Annotated in this window: 15 protein-coding genes; 6 read left to right on the top strand and 9 right to left on the bottom strand. The window is 71.8% G+C overall.

Translation table 11 applies throughout. From position 1 onward, the window contains the following. Positions 1-215: 215 nt before the first annotated feature. The 4 genes from pepN to OG496_RS17460 all read right to left on the bottom strand — a co-directional run bounded on the left by pepN (position 216) and on the right by OG496_RS17460 (position 4,842). Positions 216-2,720 (bottom strand): aminopeptidase N, encoded by a 2,505-nt coding sequence (gene pepN / locus OG496_RS17445; protein WP_405971509.1) that lies wholly within the window; start codon positions 2,718-2,720, stop codon positions 216-218. Positions 2,721-2,776: 56 nt separating this feature from the next. Continuing rightward, positions 2,777-3,325 carry a response regulator gene (locus OG496_RS17450; protein WP_366494115.1) on the bottom strand — a complete coding sequence of 183 codons (549 nt, stop codon included), beginning with the start codon at positions 3,323-3,325 and terminating at the stop codon, positions 2,777-2,779. Between the two features lie 152 nt (positions 3,326-3,477). Continuing rightward, positions 3,478-3,828 carry a chorismate mutase gene (locus OG496_RS17455; RefSeq protein WP_033286773.1) on the bottom strand — a complete coding sequence of 117 codons (351 nt, stop codon included), beginning with the start codon at positions 3,826-3,828 and terminating at the stop codon, positions 3,478-3,480. Between the two features lie 123 nt (positions 3,829-3,951). Next, positions 3,952-4,842 carry a helix-turn-helix domain-containing protein gene (locus tag OG496_RS17460; protein WP_405971510.1) on the bottom strand — a complete coding sequence of 297 codons (891 nt, stop codon included), beginning with the start codon at positions 4,840-4,842 and terminating at the stop codon, positions 3,952-3,954. A gap of 96 nt (positions 4,843-4,938) precedes the next feature. Between OG496_RS17460 and OG496_RS17465 the strand changes: the two genes are divergently transcribed. Next, positions 4,939-6,705: a glycoside hydrolase family 35 protein gene (locus tag OG496_RS17465; RefSeq protein WP_405971511.1), complete on the top strand. Its 1,767-nt coding sequence runs from the start codon at positions 4,939-4,941 to the stop codon at positions 6,703-6,705. Positions 6,706-6,769: 64 nt separating this feature from the next. Here the strand turns inward: OG496_RS17465 and OG496_RS17470 are convergent, their stop codons facing one another. From OG496_RS17470 to OG496_RS17480, 3 genes are all read right to left on the bottom strand, one after another. Further along, entirely contained in the window at positions 6,770-8,035 is a 1,266-nt protein-coding gene (locus tag OG496_RS17470) for a DUF2201 family putative metallopeptidase (RefSeq protein WP_405971512.1), read from the bottom strand. Next, positions 8,032-9,282 carry an AAA family ATPase gene (locus OG496_RS17475; protein ID WP_405971513.1) on the bottom strand — a complete coding sequence of 417 codons (1,251 nt, stop codon included), beginning with the start codon at positions 9,280-9,282 and terminating at the stop codon, positions 8,032-8,034. The genes OG496_RS17470 and OG496_RS17475 overlap by 4 nt, the downstream gene beginning before the upstream one ends. A 76-nt stretch (positions 9,283-9,358) precedes the next feature. Beyond that, positions 9,359-10,744, bottom strand: a complete 1,386-nt coding sequence (locus OG496_RS17480) for a hypothetical protein (RefSeq protein ID WP_405971514.1) — start codon at positions 10,742-10,744, stop codon at positions 9,359-9,361. 180 nt (positions 10,745-10,924) lie between these two features. Between OG496_RS17480 and OG496_RS17485 the strand changes: the two genes are divergently transcribed. Next, complete coding sequence (locus OG496_RS17485; protein ID WP_405971515.1) at positions 10,925-11,812, top strand: hypothetical protein; 888 nt, start codon at positions 10,925-10,927, stop codon at positions 11,810-11,812. Positions 11,813-11,932: 120 nt separating this feature from the next. Here OG496_RS17485 and OG496_RS17490 read toward each other — a convergent pair whose 3' ends face one another. Beyond that, the gene (locus OG496_RS17490; RefSeq protein WP_405971516.1) at positions 11,933-12,838 is read right to left on the bottom strand and encodes an SDR family oxidoreductase; all 906 of its coding nucleotides are present in this window, start codon (positions 12,836-12,838) and stop codon (positions 11,933-11,935) included. Between the two features lie 5 nt (positions 12,839-12,843). Beyond that, entirely contained in the window at positions 12,844-13,614 is a 771-nt protein-coding gene (locus tag OG496_RS17495) for an SDR family oxidoreductase (protein ID WP_405971517.1), read from the bottom strand. Between the two features lie 85 nt (positions 13,615-13,699). On the opposite strand from OG496_RS17495, the gene OG496_RS17500 reads away from it, so the two are divergent. From OG496_RS17500 to OG496_RS17515, 4 genes are read left to right on the top strand one after another with little or no spacing between them, the layout of a single operon-like run. Then, positions 13,700-14,461 carry an enoyl-CoA hydratase family protein gene (locus OG496_RS17500; protein WP_399394488.1) on the top strand — a complete coding sequence of 254 codons (762 nt, stop codon included), beginning with the start codon at positions 13,700-13,702 and terminating at the stop codon, positions 14,459-14,461. Further along, the gene (locus OG496_RS17505; RefSeq protein ID WP_405971518.1) at positions 14,462-15,310 is read left to right on the top strand and encodes a CoA transferase subunit A; all 849 of its coding nucleotides are present in this window, start codon (positions 14,462-14,464) and stop codon (positions 15,308-15,310) included. Then, entirely contained in the window at positions 15,310-16,053 is a 744-nt protein-coding gene (locus tag OG496_RS17510; protein ID WP_405971519.1) for a CoA-transferase subunit beta, read from the top strand. The genes OG496_RS17505 and OG496_RS17510 overlap by 1 nt, the downstream gene beginning before the upstream one ends. Continuing rightward, positions 16,053-17,105 carry an NAD(P)H-dependent flavin oxidoreductase gene (locus OG496_RS17515; RefSeq protein WP_405976640.1) on the top strand — a complete coding sequence of 351 codons (1,053 nt, stop codon included), beginning with the start codon at positions 16,053-16,055 and terminating at the stop codon, positions 17,103-17,105. Before OG496_RS17510 ends, OG496_RS17515 begins: the two co-directional genes overlap by 1 nt. Positions 17,106-17,116: the final 11 nt, after the last annotated feature.

The following is a 17,116-nucleotide window of genomic DNA, read 5'->3' on the forward strand; positions in this document are numbered from 1 at the left end:
CCGGGGCGCGGGCAGGGGGAGTTCCAGCTTGGACCCGGATGAGTCGACGCGCCCGGGGAGAACAACGATCAGAACCCGAAAGGGTGTTGTTCAGTACGAGGTGTTGGTGTGGGTGTTGTTCATTGCCCGGTGTTGGATTGGGTGTCGGCGTTGGTGCTGGCGTTGCTGGGGGCTGCGCCCCCAGACCCCCCTTCGGTCCTGAAGGGGCCTCGTCCTCAAACGCCGGACGGGCTGGATTGTTCTCCCCTCACTCGCAATGCGCGCCCCAGATCGTCGAGTTGGTCGACCAGCTTGCGGCGGAGGGACGGGGTGAGGTCGGCGTCCCGCAGGCATTCCTCGCCGAGGCGGACGGTTTCGGGGTCGATGGCGTAGGCGGGGAAGGCCCAGCGGCCGGCGGCGTCGGCGATGGCGGGGCCCCGGCGGGTGGCGAGGGCTACCGCGTCCGTGAAGAAGCGGGGCACGTAGTCCCGTACGAGATCGGCCTGTTCGGGTTGCCAGAAGCCCTGGGCGGTGGCGGTGAAGAGGTAGTTGGAGAGGTCGTCCGTGGTGAACATCGCCTCCCAGGCCGTGCGTTTGGCCTCGGGGTCGGGGAGGGCGGCCCGGCAGCGGGCGGCGCCCTCCTGGCCGGTGGCGGAAGGATCGCGCTCCAGCTCGGCGGCGATCGCGGGCTCGTCGGTGGCGCCGAGGACGGCGAGGCGGGCCAGGACGCGCCAGCGCAGTTCGGGGTCCAGCTCCGGGCCGCCGGGGACGGTGCCCTCGGTGAGCCAGGCCGCGATGGTGTCGGGGTGGGCGGCGACGTCGATGAAGTGGCGTACGGCGATGAGGCGCAGGCCGGGGTTGGAGCCGTCCTCGGTGCGGCGGATGAGGTCGCGGCACAGGGCGGTGAGGGTGGCGAGGGCGACCGGGCGGGCCTCGGGGGTGAGGTAGCGGTCGGTGACCTGGGCGGAGGCGAAGGCGAGGACGCCCTGGACGAGGGCGAGGTCCGTCTCGTGCGGGAGGTGGGCGCGGGCGGCGTCCAGGTAGGCGGAGGCGGGGAGTTGGCCGTCGCGGACGGTGTCGCGCAGAGCGTTCCAGACGACCGCGCGGGTGAGGGGGTCGGGGAGGCCGGAGAGGCTGGTGCGGACGGTTTCGAAGGAGTCGGGGTCGAAGCGGACCTTGGCGTAGGTGAGGTCGCCGTCGTTGAGGAGGAGCAACGCCGGGCGCTTGCCGAGGGGTTGGGGCTCGGTCTGCGGGACGTCGAGGTCGAGGCGTTCGCGCAGGGTGAGGCGGCCGGTGTCGCCGGGGTCCTGGTCGTACAGGCCGACGGCGATGCGGTGCGGGCGGCTGCCCGCGCGGTCGACGGTCAGGGTGTACGTGCCGTCGTCGGCGCGGGTGACGGTCGGGGTGAGCGTGTCCACGCCCGTCGTGCTCAGCCACGCGTCCGCCCAGGCGTGGACGTCGCGTTCGGTGCCCGAGGCGAGGGAGTCGATGAAGTCGGCGAGGGTGGCGTTGCCGAACTTGTGGCGGGCGAAGTGGGTGTTGATGCCGGCGAGGAAGTCCTTCTCGCCGAGCCAGGCCACCAGCTGCCGTAGTGCGGAAGCCCCCTTGGCGTACGAGATGCCGTCGAAGTTGAGGAGGGCGGAGGCGGTGTCGTCGACGTTCTCGGGGGCCACGGGGTGCGTGGAGGGGCGCTGGTCGGCGTCGTAGCCCCAGGCCTTGCGGACGACGCCGAAGTCGGTCCAGGTGTCGGTGAAGCGGGTGGCCTCGGTGAGGGTCTGGTAGCCCATGTACTCGGCGAAGGACTCGTTCAGCCAGATGTCGTCCCACCACTGGAGGGTGACGAGATCGCCGAACCACATGTGGGCCATCTCGTGGGCGATGACCATGCCGCGGGTCTGCCGCTCGGTGTCGGTGACTGCGGAGCGGTAGATGAACTCGTCGCGGAAGGTGACAAGGCCGGGGTTCTCCATGGCGCCCGCGTTGAACTCGGGGACGAAGGCCTGGTCGTAGGAGTCGAAGGGGTAGGGCTCCTCGAACTTCTCGTGGTAGCGGTCGTAGCACTGGCGGGTGATGTCGAGGATCTCATCGGCGTCCGCGTCGAGGTGGGGGGCCAGGGAGCGGCGGCAGTGGATGCCGAAGGGCAGGCCGCGGTGTTCGGTGCGGACGGAGTGCCAGGGGCCGGCGGCGACGGCGACGAGGTAGGTGGAGACGAGGGGGGTGGGGGCGGCCTGCCAGCGGCCTTCGCCGAGGTGTTCGGTGATGCCGTTGGCGAGGACGGTCCAGCCTTCGGGGGCCGTCACGGAGAGGTCGAAGACGGCTTTGAGGTCGGGCTGGTCGAAGGCGGCGAAGACGCGCTGGACGTCCTCCATGAAGAGCTGGGTGTAGACGTAGGTCTCGCTGTCGGTGGGGTCGGTGAAGCGGTGCATCCCTTCGCCGGTGCGGGAGTAGCGCATGCTCGCGTCGACGCGCAGTTCGTGCTCGCCGGCGGTGAGGCCGGGCAGCGGGAGCCGGTTCTCGACGAGGTGCTCGGGGTCGAGGGGGCGGCCGTCGAGGGTGACGGAGCGCAGCTCGGCGGGCTTGAGTTCGACGAAGGTGTCCGCGTCGGCACGAGCGGTGAACGCGATGACGGTGCGGGAGTCGAAGGTGTCCTCGCCCGTCGTCAGATCGAGTTCGATCGTGTAGCGGTGGACGTCGAGGAGCCTGGCACGGGTCTGCGCTTCGTCGCGCGTCAGTACGGACATGCAGGACATGCTGCCTGATGGCACTGACATGGCACAGGGGTGGTTCCGTACGCGGCTTATGTCCGGTCGGGCGCGGGTGTGGTGGCGGGCGTGGGGGCGGTGTTCCGGTCGTCGCGCTGGTAGGGCACGCGCGCGTCCGGGTGGGGCAGGGCGGGGCGGGGTTCGTGCGGGTCCTTGAGGAGGGCGCGGAGTTCGCGGACCTCCCGTTCGAGGGCCTGCTGGCGCTGGTGGGTGTCGTAGAGGTAGCGGACCTTGGTGCGCAGGGTCCAGGGGTCGACGGGTTTCATGACGAGGTCGGCGACGCCAAGGGTGAAGGCGGCGGCGGTCGTCTCGGGGTCGGGGCCGAAACCGGTGAGGAGGAGGACCGGGATGTGCTGGGTCTGCTCCAGGCGGCGCAGGTAGCGGACGACGTCGAGGCCGCTGACGCCGGGCATGCGCACGTCGAGCAGGAGGAGGCCGACCCTGCCGCGGAGCACCTGCTTGAGCGCCTCGTCGCCGCTGGTGGCGCGGGCGAGCCGGTAGCCCAGCGGGGCCAGGGCGCTCTCCAGCGCGTACAGCGTGTCCTCATGGTCGTCGACGATGAGGATCTCGGCATCCGACGGCATGGCCCGACGTCCCTCCCGCGTGGGACAACCAGCTTATGACGCAGGTGTTGACGGGGTGTGCCCGTCGACTGACATGGAGTGCACAAGGAGCGCACAGCGCAGCATGGCCCCGAACTCGCCCCGCTGTCACGCCCCTTACCGGACGTGCGAGGTCAGTTCGCCGTGGGTGAACCGCCGTTCACGGCGTCCTCCGCGATGCGTTCGTGGTGGCGGATGACCTCGCCGATGATGAAATTCAGGAACTTCTCAGCGAACGCCGGGTCCAGCTTTGCGCTTTCGGCCAGCGCGCGGAGGCGTTCGATCTGGCGGGCCTCGCGGGCCGGGTCGGCGGGCGGCAGCCGGTGGGTGGCCTTGAGGACGCCGACCTGCTGGGTGGCCTTGAAGCGTTCGGCGAGCATGTGGACGACGGCGGCGTCGATGTTGTCGATGCTGTCGCGCAGCCGGGCGAGCTCCTCGCGCACGGCGGGGTCGACGTCACCGGTTCCGTTGGTGCTGGTGGTCATGGGCGACCACCCTACGTGGCGTGCGACCACTCGATGATCGGCCCCTGTGTGGTGTGCGGCTATGTGGCATGCGCCCGCTCGGTCATCGGACCCACGTGGCGTGCGCCCACTCGATCATCGGCGCTATGGGGCGTGCGGCCACTCGATGATCGGTGGATCTGCCGGGTCGGGCACCTGGTCGCTCCAGCCGCCGGGGACGGTGCGGCCCTGTTGGGCGCGGAAGCGGACGGGGGGCATGCCGACGCGGCGGGTGAACAGGCGGCTGAAATAGGCGGGATCGTCGTAGCCGACGCGGCGGGCGACGGCGGCGACGGGGAGTTCGGTGGCGGCCAGCAGTTCCTTGGCGCGGCCCAGGCGGATGCCGAGGAGGTAGTCCTTGGGGCTGCAACCGGCGCCCTGGCGGACGGCGGTGCGCAGGGCGGCGGGGCTCATGCCGTGCCGGGCCGCGTGGTCGGCGACGGTGAGCGGCAGGCAGGCGTCGCGGGCGAGGGCCTGGAGGACGGGGTCGCCGTCGGGGGCGAGGTCGGCGCGGGCGCGGCGCAGGGCGACGAGGAGTTCGTGGACGGCGGCGCCGGTCTCCACCTCCAGGAGGGGGTTTCCGCGGCGTGCGGCGCGGGCCATGCGCCCGATGACCGCGCGGGGTCCCGTCGCGTCCGAGAGGGGCACCACGGGCCGCTCCGGCTCGATGTAGCCGAGTTCGGTGTACGTCGTCGTCGCGGGCCCGGTGAAGTCGACGAACCCCTCGTCCCAGCCGCCGCCGGGGTCGGGCGCGTAGTGGTGCGGCACGCCGGGGGTGAGCCACAGCAGCGCGGGCGCGGTGACGGTCGTACGGCGGCCGTCGGGGCTCAGGTACCAGCCGCCGCCCGCGCTGATCACGACGGCGACGTAGTGGTCGAGGGTGCGGGGGCCGACGGTGGGCAGGGCGCCGTACTGGAGGCCCACGCCGAGGCAGGCGAGGCCGAGGCGGTGGTGGGCGGGTGTGGGCGTGAAGAAACGCATCCAGGTGTGGTACATCGGCGCCCCCTCACACGGTGTTCGGTCCGCTCGGTCCAAGTAGCGGTGATCTTTGTCCATGGACGTGATCGCCGCCAAGGGGCGAGAGTCGTCGGCATGAGTGAGTTCACGGTGGGCGACAGGGACTTTCTGCTGGACGGGCGGCCGGTGCGGCTGCTGTCGGGGGCACTGCACTACTTCCGGGTGCACGAGGCGAGCTGGGGGCACCGGCTGGCGATGCTGCGGGCGATGGGCCTCAACTGCGTGGAGACGTACGTCCCGTGGAACCTGCACGAGCCGGCGCCGGGCGACTTCCGGGACGTGGCGGCCCTTGGCCGGTTCCTGGACGCGGCGCGGGAGGCGGGCCTGTGGGCGGTCGTGCGCCCGGGGCCGTACATCTGCGCGGAGTGGGAGAACGGCGGGCTGCCGCACTGGCTGACCGGCGAACTGGGGGCACGCGCGCGTACGCGTGACGCACGCTTCCTGGGCCACCTGGAGCGCTGGTTCCGGCAGCTGCTGCCCGAGGTCGTGTCCCGGCAGCTCGACCGCGGCGGCCCGGTGATCATGGTGCAGATCGAGAACGAGTACGGGAGTTACGGCTCCGACGCGGTGTATCTGCGGCGCGTGGAGGAGTTGTTGCGGGACCAGGGGGTCACGGTCCCGCTGTTCACCTCGGACGGTCCCGAGGACTTCATGCTGAACGGCGGCTCGGTCCCCGGTGTCCTCGCGACGGTGAATTTCGGGTCCCACGCGCGCGTGGCCTTCGAGACGCTGCGCAGGCACCAGCCCGAAGGGCCCCTGATGTGCATGGAGTTCTGGTGCGGCTGGTTCGACCACTGGGGCGGCGAGCACGTCGTCCGCGATGCCGAGGACGCGGCGGCCGCCCTGCGCGAGATCCTGGAGTGCGGCGCGTCGGTCAACCTCTACATGGCGCACGGCGGCACCAACTTCGCCGGCTGGGCGGGCGCCAACCGGGGCGGCGGCGCCCTGCACGAGGGCCCGTTGGAGCCCGATGTGACGTCGTACGACTACGACGCCCCGATCGACGAGTACGGGCGCCCCACGGACAAGTTCTGGGGCTTCCGCGAGGTGCTCGCCGCGTACGCGGACGGCCCGCTGCCCGAACTCCCGCCCGCACCGTCGGTGTTGGGCGCCCCGGCCGAGGCGCGCCTGACGGGCTGGGCGTCCTTGGCCGACGTACTGGAGGCACGCGGCGGGCCGGAGAGGAAGGGGCCGGTGCCGCCGACCTTCGAGGAACTGGACGTCGACCGCGGAATCGTCCGCTACGAAGTGACCGTTCCGGGACCGCGCGCACCGTATCCGCTCACCACGCGCGGGCTGCGGGACCTCGCGGTGGTGTACGTCGACGGGGAGCGGGCCGGGGTCCTCATGGAGGGCGACGAGCAGCTCAAGGAGCCCGTCGCCGGGCACGCGTGTGTGCAGTTGTGGGTGGAGTCCCTGGGGAGGGTCAATTACGGGCCGCGGCTCGGGGAGGCGAAGGGGATCACCGGGGGGCTGCTGCACGAGCGGCAGTATCTGCACGACGTACGCGCGCGTGGGCTGCGCCTCGACGCGCTGGACTCGCTGGGCGACGTCGAGAGGGTGCCGCTGCGGGAACTGCCCCCGGACGGCTCCCCCGGGCTGTACCGCGGCACCGTCGAGGTGCGCGGCGCCGGGGACGCGCTGCTCGAACTGCCGGGCTGGACACGGGGGTTCGTGTGGGTCAACGGGTTCAATCTGGGGCGGTACTGGTCGGCCGGGCCGCAACGGGAGTTGTACGTCCCCGGTGCCGTCCTGCGGGAGGGCGTGAACGACGTGTGGCTGCTGGAGCTTCAGGAGGCGCCGGTCCCTTCGGAGTTCGCCCTCGCGCTGCGAAGCCTCTGAAGGGTCGATAACGGGCTTGAAGGGTCTGTGGCGGGCTCTGAAGGGTCTATAGCCGGCCGAGGGCTCACCGGGCGACGGGTACGGACCCGATCTCTACCACCCGCGCCCAGTCGGGCGGCGTGTCCGGCACGTAGTCGGGGTCGTCCTCGTCGTACGACGCCCCGTCCTCGTGCCGGCGCGGGAACAGGCCGACCACCGTCCGGCACGCCGGTCGCGACTCCGGCCAGGGTGTCTGGCCGTCGGTGAGGACGACGACGGCGTCGGGGCGGCCGCGCAGCGCCTTGGCGAAACCGGTGCGCAGATCCGTGCCGCCGCCGCCCAGCAGCTCGATGCCCTCGGCGCGGCACAGCGGTTGCGCGACCCGGGCGGCCGCGTCGCAGGACACCACGGTGACCAGGTCGCGGCGCCCGCCCACGGCCCGTGAGATCGCGGCGACTTCGAGGAGCGCGCTGCCCAGTTCGGCGTCGCTGACCGACCCGGAGGTGTCGATGACCACGCACACCCGGGGCGGCCGGCGGCGCAGGCTCGGCAGCACGATGCCGGGCAGCGACACCGAGCGGCGCGAGGGCCTGCCGTAGATGTAGTCCTCGCCCGCGCCCGGAGCGGAGACCGCCGAGCGGACCGCTGCCCCGAGCAACTCCCGCCAGGGCTGCGGCGGATGGAACGCCTCCTCCGCCCACCGCCGCCATCCGTCGGGGGCGGTGCCGGGGCGGCCGGTGATGCCCTGTGCCACCCGGAAGCGGACCGCGTCGCGCTGCTGCTCGCTGAGCCCGTGCGCACCGTCCGCGCCCAGTTCCCACTCCCGGTCGAGACCGTCGGCGCCGCTGCCGCAGTCCAGCCACGCCAACTCCTGGATGCGCGGGCCGAGTTGGAACCAGCGCAGGTAGTCCTCCATCAGGTTCCCGGTGGGCAGCCCCAGCGTCCCCGGCCGGACCGCGCCTTCGGGGGTGACGAGGCCGTCGCCGTACGCGTCGTCGTTGATCTCCATGTCGGCGGCGATGTTCATCCGCAACCGCTCCCCCGGGCCGGTCAGTCCGCGCTCGCGGGCGACGCGGTCGCTGCGGCCGTGGTGGTCGCGGAGGAGGTGCGAGACCTCGTGGACCCAGACGCCGGCCAGGTCCTCGACGGGCATCCGGTCCACGAAGCGCGGTGAGACGTAGCAGCGCCAGTGCCGGTCGACGGCCATCGTCGGCACGTGCCGTGACTCGACCGTGTGGAGCGCGAAGAGGGCCGTCGCGAGGTAGGGGCGGACGCGGGCCGCGTAGAGGCGGGCGGCGAAGAGCTTGTCGACGTCGAGAGCGCCCACGCCAGTTGCTGCCGTCGTGCTCATCGGCCGCCCTTCACGGCCGTGGCGGCGCGGTCCGCCCGCTGCGACAGGGCGACCACTCCGGCGAGTCGCTCGATGGACGCGGGCACGTCCCAGTCCTCGCGGCGCAGCGAGGCGAGGGTGGTCGCGGGGACGACGACCAGGTCCGGGGCGCCGGTCTCCAACGCCCGCACCAGCAGCGCCCACGCCGCGTCCCAGCGGGCCCGGTCGGGACGGTTGCGGACCGCGGCCACCACACCGTCGAGCACGGCCTGCCGCAGATCCCCGCGCGCGGGCAGCTCACCGGCCGTCGGGGCGGCGAGGAAGATCTCGGGGTCGGGAAGGTCCATCCGGTCCACACTCGCGAGCAGTTCCAGCCCGGGCCCGTCCCCCACGGTGCCCCTGACCAGCAGGGACAGCACCTCCCGCGAGGAACCGGCCGCCGTCGCGAACGCGATCAGGCTCATCGCCATCTCCCAGCTCCGGGGCGAGGGCCAGGCGCCCCCGCGCCGCGTCTCGTTGCCGGGGAGCTGGTGGACGAGCTTGGGCCGCCCGGTGAGCAGCCCGCACACCGCGCGGCGCGCGAAGTCCACGGCCTCCGGCAGCTTCTCCGGGTCGAGCGTCGGCAGGGTCGCCCGCGGCCAGGTGCCACCGAGTCCGCGTACGACGACCTCGTGGTCGTGGGTCCACTGAAGGTGCACGAACCGGTTGGCCAGCGGCGGGCTCAACTCCCAGCCGTCCGCCGCCGAGGACCGCGGATTGGCGGCGGCCACGATCCGCACCCCGGGCGGCAGCCGCAGCGCGCCGATCCGCCGCTCCAGCACCAGCCGCAGCAGCGCGGCCTGCACGGCCGGCGGCGCGGTGGACAGCTCGTCCAGGAACAACAGCCCCCGGCCCGCGCGTACGAGTCGTACGGCCCAGTCCGGCGGGGCCATCGGGACGCCCTGCTCGGCCGGATCGTCGCCCACGACGGGCAGCCCGGAGAAGTCGGACGGCTCGTGCACGCTGGCGATCACCGTGGTCAACGGCAGGTCCAGGGCGGCGGCGAGCTGCGTCAGGGCGGCCGTCTTGCCGATCCCCGGCTCGCCCCACAGCAGCACGGGAAGGTCGGCGGCGACGGCCAGGGTCAGGGCCTCCAGCTGGGTGTCGGGGCGGGGTTCGGTGGTGGTGTCGCGCAGGAGGGTCAACAGGTCTTCGGCGACGTCGAGTTGGGCGGGTGAGGAGATGGGGTCGGCGGGGTTGAGGGCGGCGTACAGGGTGCGTGTGGGCATATGTGGTCACCTTTGGGCTGGAGTTGGGGTGAGACGAGGCGTGCGAGGGTGAGGGCAGGGGCGAAGTCCCGTGCGGTCAGCGGCTGGTGGTGCGGCGGGGGCGAACCTTCCAGGGGTCCTGAAGTCCCGGATAAAACCGCCCGGATCGGGGCCCGGGACCGGTCAGGCCCGCCCTGAACAGCCCGTACACGAGCCGCCGTTCGGCCGCCGCGTGCAGTTCGTCCCGCAGCGCCCCGCCACGCAGCACCGCGTCAGGACCGAGCAGTCCTTCTACGACGGCCAGCGCACCGGCGGTGTCCCCGTGGATGAGGCGTTCGCGCACGCCGGTGAGGCAGTCCGGGTGACGGTGGGCCTCGTCGATGGCCTGCAGGCAGGGCAGCGGGGTGCCGGTCAGCGCGACCAGGAGTTCCTCGCGCCGGATCTCGGCCGGATCGTGGTCCAGGGGTGCCAGTACGCCGTCGACCAGACCGATCCGGTGCTGAGCGCCCCGGCATTCGATCAGGTGCGGGTCCCCTGCCCGGTCCAACACCCGCGCGGAAGGGTGCGGTTGAGGCCGAGGACAAGGACGATCCGGTACGAGTGCGGCGGCGACCAGGGGATGCAGGTGGTCGGCGTCGATGGAACCGGTGCGGAGGAGTTCCAGGTCGGGCAGGACCCAGGTCGCCGCGTCGGGGAGGACCGGCAGCATGCGGGCGCTGCCGTCCGTAGGTGCCGCTGCGATACGCAGGGTGTCCTCGACCGGGTCCGGGGTCAGCGTGAGCCGGTGCCGGGAGCCGAGCCGTACGGTGACGGGACCGGTCGTACGTTCCTCGGCGTGGAGCAGGATCGCCGCCTCGGCCGCCCATCGGCCGATGGCGCAGTGGCGTCCCTCCGGCACTCCCTCCAACACCTCTAGCGGGTCCGGCGTCTCCGGCCGATCCGCCCCCGACCGGGCCCGCAGCTCACCGCTCCTCCCCGCGTCCCACAGATGCCGGTGCAGGTCGAGGCGGAACCAACGGTTGGGCCGGGGATGCGGATGCCGTCGGGCGTCGGCGTCGCGGCGGGTGCCGTCCCACAGGGCGAGGCTGATGCGCTGGCCGCCGTCCGCCCAGGCGGGTGGCGTCCGGACCACCAGATGCGGCGGGCCCGTGGCATCGTCGTCGCCGTAGCGGGCCAGGGTGAGGGTCAGTCCCGGGCGCAGCAGGCCGTCAGGGGCGATCCTCGGCAGATGCCAACGGAGCAGGTCAGGGGCGAGTCGGCGGAGATCGGCGCGGACCCGGGCAGCCAGTTCCCGGCCGTGGGCGCGCGCTACGGACCGTAGATCGAGATCGAGGTCCACGCCCGCGGCGGCGCAGGCGCCCGCCCAGTCGCCGGCGTGCCGACGGGCCGTAGCGGTCTCGATCATGGAGGGCGGCACGGCGAACTCGCGCACGCGCAGCCAGAAGGAAAGCCGGGAATCCCCGTTCGCGGTGTGAGGGAGCATCAGCACTCACCTTGCGCGGACGGGACCCCCGATCTGTGATCGGAATGAGCCATCGTCGTCGTCATCGCGGGGAGCATAACCTCCCCGGCCGCGATCTGTCAGGAGGATTTCAGGGGCGTGCATTCCTGCGCACCGGCATACAGTGGATGCGGGTTCAGGGCGTCTCTGGGGGTTGTGGACGTGGCGGACGACGGACCGGTCGAGCACGGCTACCCGCACCTCGATACGGTGCGGGACGCCATCACCGCGCTCTACAAGCGGTTGTCCTACGACACCGTCCAGACGTTCGCGACCAGCGTGGCCCCCGTCGACGTGGCGTTCGGCGACACGGACGACCTGCACATGGGCGCGCAGCGGGTGGCCCGCGAGATGGTCCGGCACTACCGGCTCCCGGACGCCCGGCCGATCATCAGCTTCCGCGAGATGACCCATGCCGCGAACGTCGAACTCACCGCCGGGCCCGAGTACTTCATCGAGTTGAACGACCGGTTCCGCACGCACAGGCGGGACATCGGCGCGGCTCTCGCGCACGAGGTCATGCACGTCTATCTGCACCGCCTCGACCTGTCCTTCCCCGGCACCCGCGAGAACGAGATCCTCACGGACACGGCGGCGACGTATCTGGGCGCGGGGTGGCTGCTGCTGGACGCGTACCGGGAGGACTCGGCGTCCTCGCAGAAGCTCGGCTATCTCACGCCGGAGGAGTTCGGGTACGTCCTCGCGAAACGTGCCCTGGTCTTCGGCGAGGACCCCTCCGTGTGGTTCACCAGCCCGCAGGCCTACACGGCGTACGTCAAGGGCATGGCGCAGGCCCGGCGTGACGAACAGCAGCCTCCGTTGACCGCGGCGGGGTGGGCGGGGCGACGCCGGTACGCCCAAGACCGGCGGCACGCCCCCGGGCCGGGTTCTCAGTCAGGCGTGCCGTACGCCTTCAGCGGGGACCGGGGTGGCAGCTTGCGGGTGTCGTTTCCTTGCCCCACCTGTCATCAGCGGATCCGGGTGCCGGTGCGGGGGCGGGTACGGGCGAGGTGTTCTCTGTGCCGGACGGTGTTGGAGTGCGACACGTAAGTCCCTTTCAGGTGAACGGTGTTGGAGCGGGCGCCCTGGGGGCTCCGCCCCCAGCCCCCGGGCCTATGCCCACCCGCCGCCCGTCTCGGTTGGCCAAGAGGTGGACGTACAACCCTTCCCCTACGCCCCGTACACCGCCCCCGGCACCCCCGCCTCCCCCAACAACTTCAGCACCGTCTCCCCCACCTCCCCCACACCCCACCGCTCCCCCTTGTCCACACTGGGCCCCGCCCGCCACCCCTCCATGACAGTGATCCGCCCACCCTCGGCCTCGAAAACCCGCCCGGTAACCCCAGCACTGGCCCCGGACCCCAACCACACCACCAACGGCGACACGTTCTCCGGCGCCATCACATCGAACCCGGAGCCAGGCGCGGTCATCGTCTCCGCGAAGGTGTGCTCCGTCATGCGGGTCCGTGCCGCGGGGGCGATCGCGTTGACCTGGACTCCGTAGCGGCCGAGTTCGGCTGCCGCGACCAGGGTCAGGCCGATGATGCCGGCCTTGGCGGCGCTGTAGTTGCCCTGGCCGACCGAGCCCAACAACCCTGCCCCGCTACTGGTGTTGATGATGCGGGCGACCGGGGTACGGCCCGCTTTCGCCTCCGTACGCCAGTGCGCCGCCGCGTGTTTCAGGGGCAGGAAGTGACCCTTCAGATGAACCCTCATCACCGCGTCCCAGTCGTCCTCGTCGAGGTTGACGAGCATCCGGTCGCGCAGGTAACCCGCGTTGTTCACAAGGGTGTCGAGCCGGCCGTAGGTCTCCAGCGCGCTCGCCACCAGGGACGCGGCACCTGCGGCCGTGGCGATGTCGCCACCGTGGGCCACAGCCTCGCCGCCCGCCGCGCGGATCTCGGCGACGACCTGCGCAGCCGGACTGTCGGGGTCCGGGGTGCCGTCGAGGCCGACGCCGAGGTCGTTGACGACGACCCGGGCGCCCTCGGCGGCGAAGGCGAGGGCGTGGGCGCGGCCGAGACCCCGGCCCGCGCCGGTGACGACGACGACCCGCCCGTCACAGATTCCGCTCATCTCGATCACCCTTCAACTCGCTTCCCCTTGTTGGCAGTTGCCGCGTCCAGGAACGCCGGCCGCTCCCCGCCCCCATGGACCAGAAGGCTCGCTCCGCTGATGTACGCGGCCGCGTCGGAGGCCAGGAAGACCGCCGCCGCGCCGATGTCGGAGGGGTCGGCGAGGCGGCCGAGCGGGACGGTTCGGGAGACGGCCTCGATGGCGTCCTCGCCGCCGTAGTGGAGGTGGGACAGCTCCGTGCGGACCATGCCGACGACGAGCGTGTTGACGCGGATGTCCGGCGCCCACTCCACCGCCATCGAACGCGCCAGGTTCTCCAGTCCGGCCTTGGCCGCCCCGTACGCCGCCGAACCGGGCGAGGGGCGGCTGCCGCTGACGCTGCCGATCATCACGACCGAGCCCTTGGCCCGCTTGAGGTGTTCGTACGCGGCGAGGGACGCGGTGAGCGGGGCGAGGAGGTTCAACTCGATGATCCGCGCGTGGCGTTCGGCCTCCGCGTCGACGAGTGGGCGGTACGGCGCGCCGCCCGCGTTGTTGACGAGCACGTCGAGCCGGGGCAGCGCGGCGAAGAACTCCCGTACGGCGTCCGGGTCGCGCAGGTCGAGGGGCCTGAACTCGGTTCCCTTGACCGGGTCTTCGGGCGGTCTGCGCGCGCAGGTCAGCACCTCGGCACCGGCGTCGACGAAGGCCCGTGCGATACCGGCGCCGACGCCTCGGGTGCCGCCGGTGACGAGGACGGTTCTGTCGGCGAGTGACTGGTCGCACGAGTTATCCACAGGGCCTCCCGCTCGGATTCTCCGGCTGCTAGCTTCGAAGCCTCGCACCTAACAAATGTTTGGTGGAAAGGTAGCTGATGCGTCCATGGGTGTCTCCACCTCAACCTCGACAAAGGCGATTTCTGTCGTCACGGTCGACTACCCACCGGTGAACGCGCTGCCGGTGGACGGCTGGTTCGCCCTGGCCGACGCCGTGCGCGCGGCCGGGCGCGACCCCGACGTCCGCTGTGTGGTGCTGGCGGCCGAGGGGCGGGGCTTCAACGCGGGCGTGGACATCAAGGAGATACAGGCGCGGGGGCAGTCGGCCCTGGTCGGGGTGAACCGGGGCTGTTTCGAGGCGTTCGCGGCGGTGTACGAGTGCGAGGTGCCGGTCGTCGCGGCCGTGCAGGGGTTCTGCCTCGGCGGGGGCATCGGGCTGGTCGGCAACGCGGACGTGATCGTAGCGAGCGAGGACGCCACCTTCGGCCTGCCCGAGCTGGACCGGGGCGCGCTGGGTGCGGCCACGCATCTGGCCCGGCTGGTCCCCCAGCACCTGATGCGCGCCCTGTACTACACCTCGCGCACGGCGACGGCGGCCGAGCTGCACGCGCACGGCTCGGTGTGGCGGGTCGTACCGCGCGCCGAACTCCTGCCCGCAGCGCTGGAGTTGGCGGCCGAGATAGCCGCCAAGGACGGCGAGCTGATCCGCCTCGCCAAGTCCGCGATCAACGGCATCGACCCCGTCGACGTCCGCCGCAGCTACCGCTTCGAACAGGGCTTCACCTACGAGGCCAACGTCAGCGGGGTGGCCGACCGGGTCCGCGACACCTTCGGCACGTCGGACAGATCGGACAGAGAGGAGGCCTAGGTGAGCGACAAGACGATGACGGCCGACGAGGTCGTCGCCCGGCTGCACAGCGGCATGACCCTCGGCATCGGCGGCTGGGGCTCGCGCCGCAAACCCATGGCCCTGGTACGGGCGTTGCTCCGCTCGGACATCACCGACCTCACCGTCGTCTCCTACGGCGGCCCGGACGTCGGCATGCTCGCGGCGGCCGGCCGTATCCGCAAGCTGGTGGCCGCGTTCGTCACGCTCGACTCGGTCCCCCTCGAACCGCACTACCGCTCGGCACGCGAGAGGGGGGCCTTCGAGCTGACGGAGGTCGACGAGGGCATGTTCATGTGGGGTCTGCGCGCCGCCGCGAACCGGCTGCCGTTCCTGCCGGTGCGCGCGGGGATCGGTTCGGACGTCATGCGGGTCAACCCCGGCCTGCGGACGGTGACTTCGCCGTACGAAGACGGGGAGACGTTCGTCGCGATGCCCGCGCTGCGGCTGGACGCGGCCCTGGTCCACGTCAACCGCGCCGACCGGCTGGGCAACGGCCAGTACCTGGGCCCGGATCCCTACTTCGACGACCTGTTCTGCGAGGCGGCGGACGCGGCCTACCTCTCCTGCGAACGGATCGTGGACACCGCCGAGTTGACGAAGGAGGCCCCGCCGCAGTCCCTGCTCGTCAAGCGGCTGAGCGTGACCGGAGTCGTCGAGGCCCCCGGCGGCGCCCACTTCACCTCATGCGCTCCCGACTACGGCAGGGACGAGGACGTCCAGCGGCTGTACGCGAGCACCCCCTGGGCGGAGTTCTCCGAACGCTTCCTGGCCGGTGACGAACAGGCCTATGAGTCGGCGGTGCGGAACTGGCAGGAGGAGCAAGGGTGATGGACGTGTCGCGTAGGGACGTACGGCGTTCCGAGTACTGCGTGATCGCCTGCGCGGAGGCGTGGCGCGACGCCGGGGAGATCCTGGCCAGCCCGATGGGTTTCATCCCGTCCGTCGGCGCGCGGCTGGCCCGGCTCACCTTCGCGCCGGATCTCCTGCTCACCGACGGCGAGGCGATGCTCGTCCGCCCGGACGGGACGCCGGAGGGCTGGTTGCCGTACCGGCAGCATCTGGCCCTGGTGTCCGGTGGGCGGCGGCACGTGATGATGGGCGCGAGCCAGATCGACCGGTACGGCAACCAGAACATCTCGTGCATCGGCGACTGGGCGCGGCCGAAACGGCAGTTGCTCGGGGTGCGCGGAGCACCGATCAACACGCTGAACAATCCGACGAGTTACTGGGTACCCCGGCACTCCCCGCGGGTGTTCGTGGAGAAGGTCGACATGGTGTGCGGGGTGGGGTACGACCGGATCGCCGAGCACCCGGGGACGGCCCGCTTCCACCGCATCCCCCGGGTCGTCTCCGACCTCGGCGTCTTCGACTTCGCGACCCCCGACCACTCGATGCGGCTGGCCTCGCTGCATCCGGGGGTGAGTGTGGAGCAGGTGCGGGAGGCGACGGGGTTCGAACTGGTCGTCCCGGACGAGGTGCCGTCGACCCGCGAACCCACCCCGGACGAGTTGCGGCTGATCCGTGAAGTGATCGACCCGGCCGACACCCGGCTCAGAGAAGTGAGTTCGTGATGGAGACCGCGCTGACGCGGCTGGTCGGGGTCCGGCATCCGATCGTGCAGACGGGCATGGGGTGGGTGGCGGGACCCCGTCTGGTGTCGGCCACGGCGAACGCGGGCGCGCTGGGCATCTTGGCCTCCGCGACCATGACCACCGACCGGCTCCGGGACGCGGTCCGCGAGGTCAAGTCCCGTACGCGGGAGCCGTTCGGGGTGAATCTGCGCGCGGACGCGACCGACGCCGGCGACCGGGTGCGGATCATCATCGAAGAGGGCGTACGGGTCGCGTCCTTCGCGCTCGCGCCGTCCGCCGGGCTGATCGCCGAGCTGAAGGAGGCGGGGGTCGTGGTGATCCCGTCGATCGGGGCGCGGCGACATGCGGAGAAGGTCGCGGCGTGGGGCGCGGACGCAGTGATCGTGCAGGGCGGGGAGGGGGGCGGCCACACCGGGGAGGTGGCGACGACGGTGCTGCTGCCGCAGGTCGTGGACGCGGTGGACATACCGGTCGTAGCAGCCGGCGGCTTCTTCGACGGGCGGGGGCTGGTCGCGGCGCTGGCCTACGGGGCGGCGGGCGTCGCCATGGGCACCCGGTTCCTCCTCACCTCGGACTCGACGGTCCCGGACGCGGTGAAGGCGGCCTATCTCGCCGCGACGGTCAAGGACGTCACGGTCACGAGAGCGGTCGACGGCCTCCCCCACCGCATGCTCCGTACGGAACTGGTCGACGCCCTGGAGAACTCCGGCCGTACGCGAACCCTGTTCCAGGCGGTACGCCGGGCAGCGGGCTTCCGCCGCCTGTCCGGCCTGACCTGGCGGCGGATGATCCGCGACGGCCTCGCCATGAAGCACGGCAAGGAGCTGACCTGGAGCCAGATACTGCTCGCCGCGAACACGCCGATGCTGCTGAAGGCGTCGATGGTGGACGGGCGGACAGATCTGGGGGTGATGGCGTCCGGGCAGGTCGCCGGGGTGATCGAGGACCTACCGTCGTGTGCGGAGCTGGTGGCGCGGGTGATGAAGCAGGCCGACGAGGTGCTGTGGACGCTGGTGCGGGCCGACTCCTGAACTCAGGGGGC

Origin of the sequence: Streptomyces sp. NBC_00988, assembly GCF_045162645.1 — a bacterium.
In the GTDB taxonomy this organism is placed as follows: Bacteria; Actinomycetota; Actinomycetes; order Streptomycetales; family Streptomycetaceae; genus Streptomyces.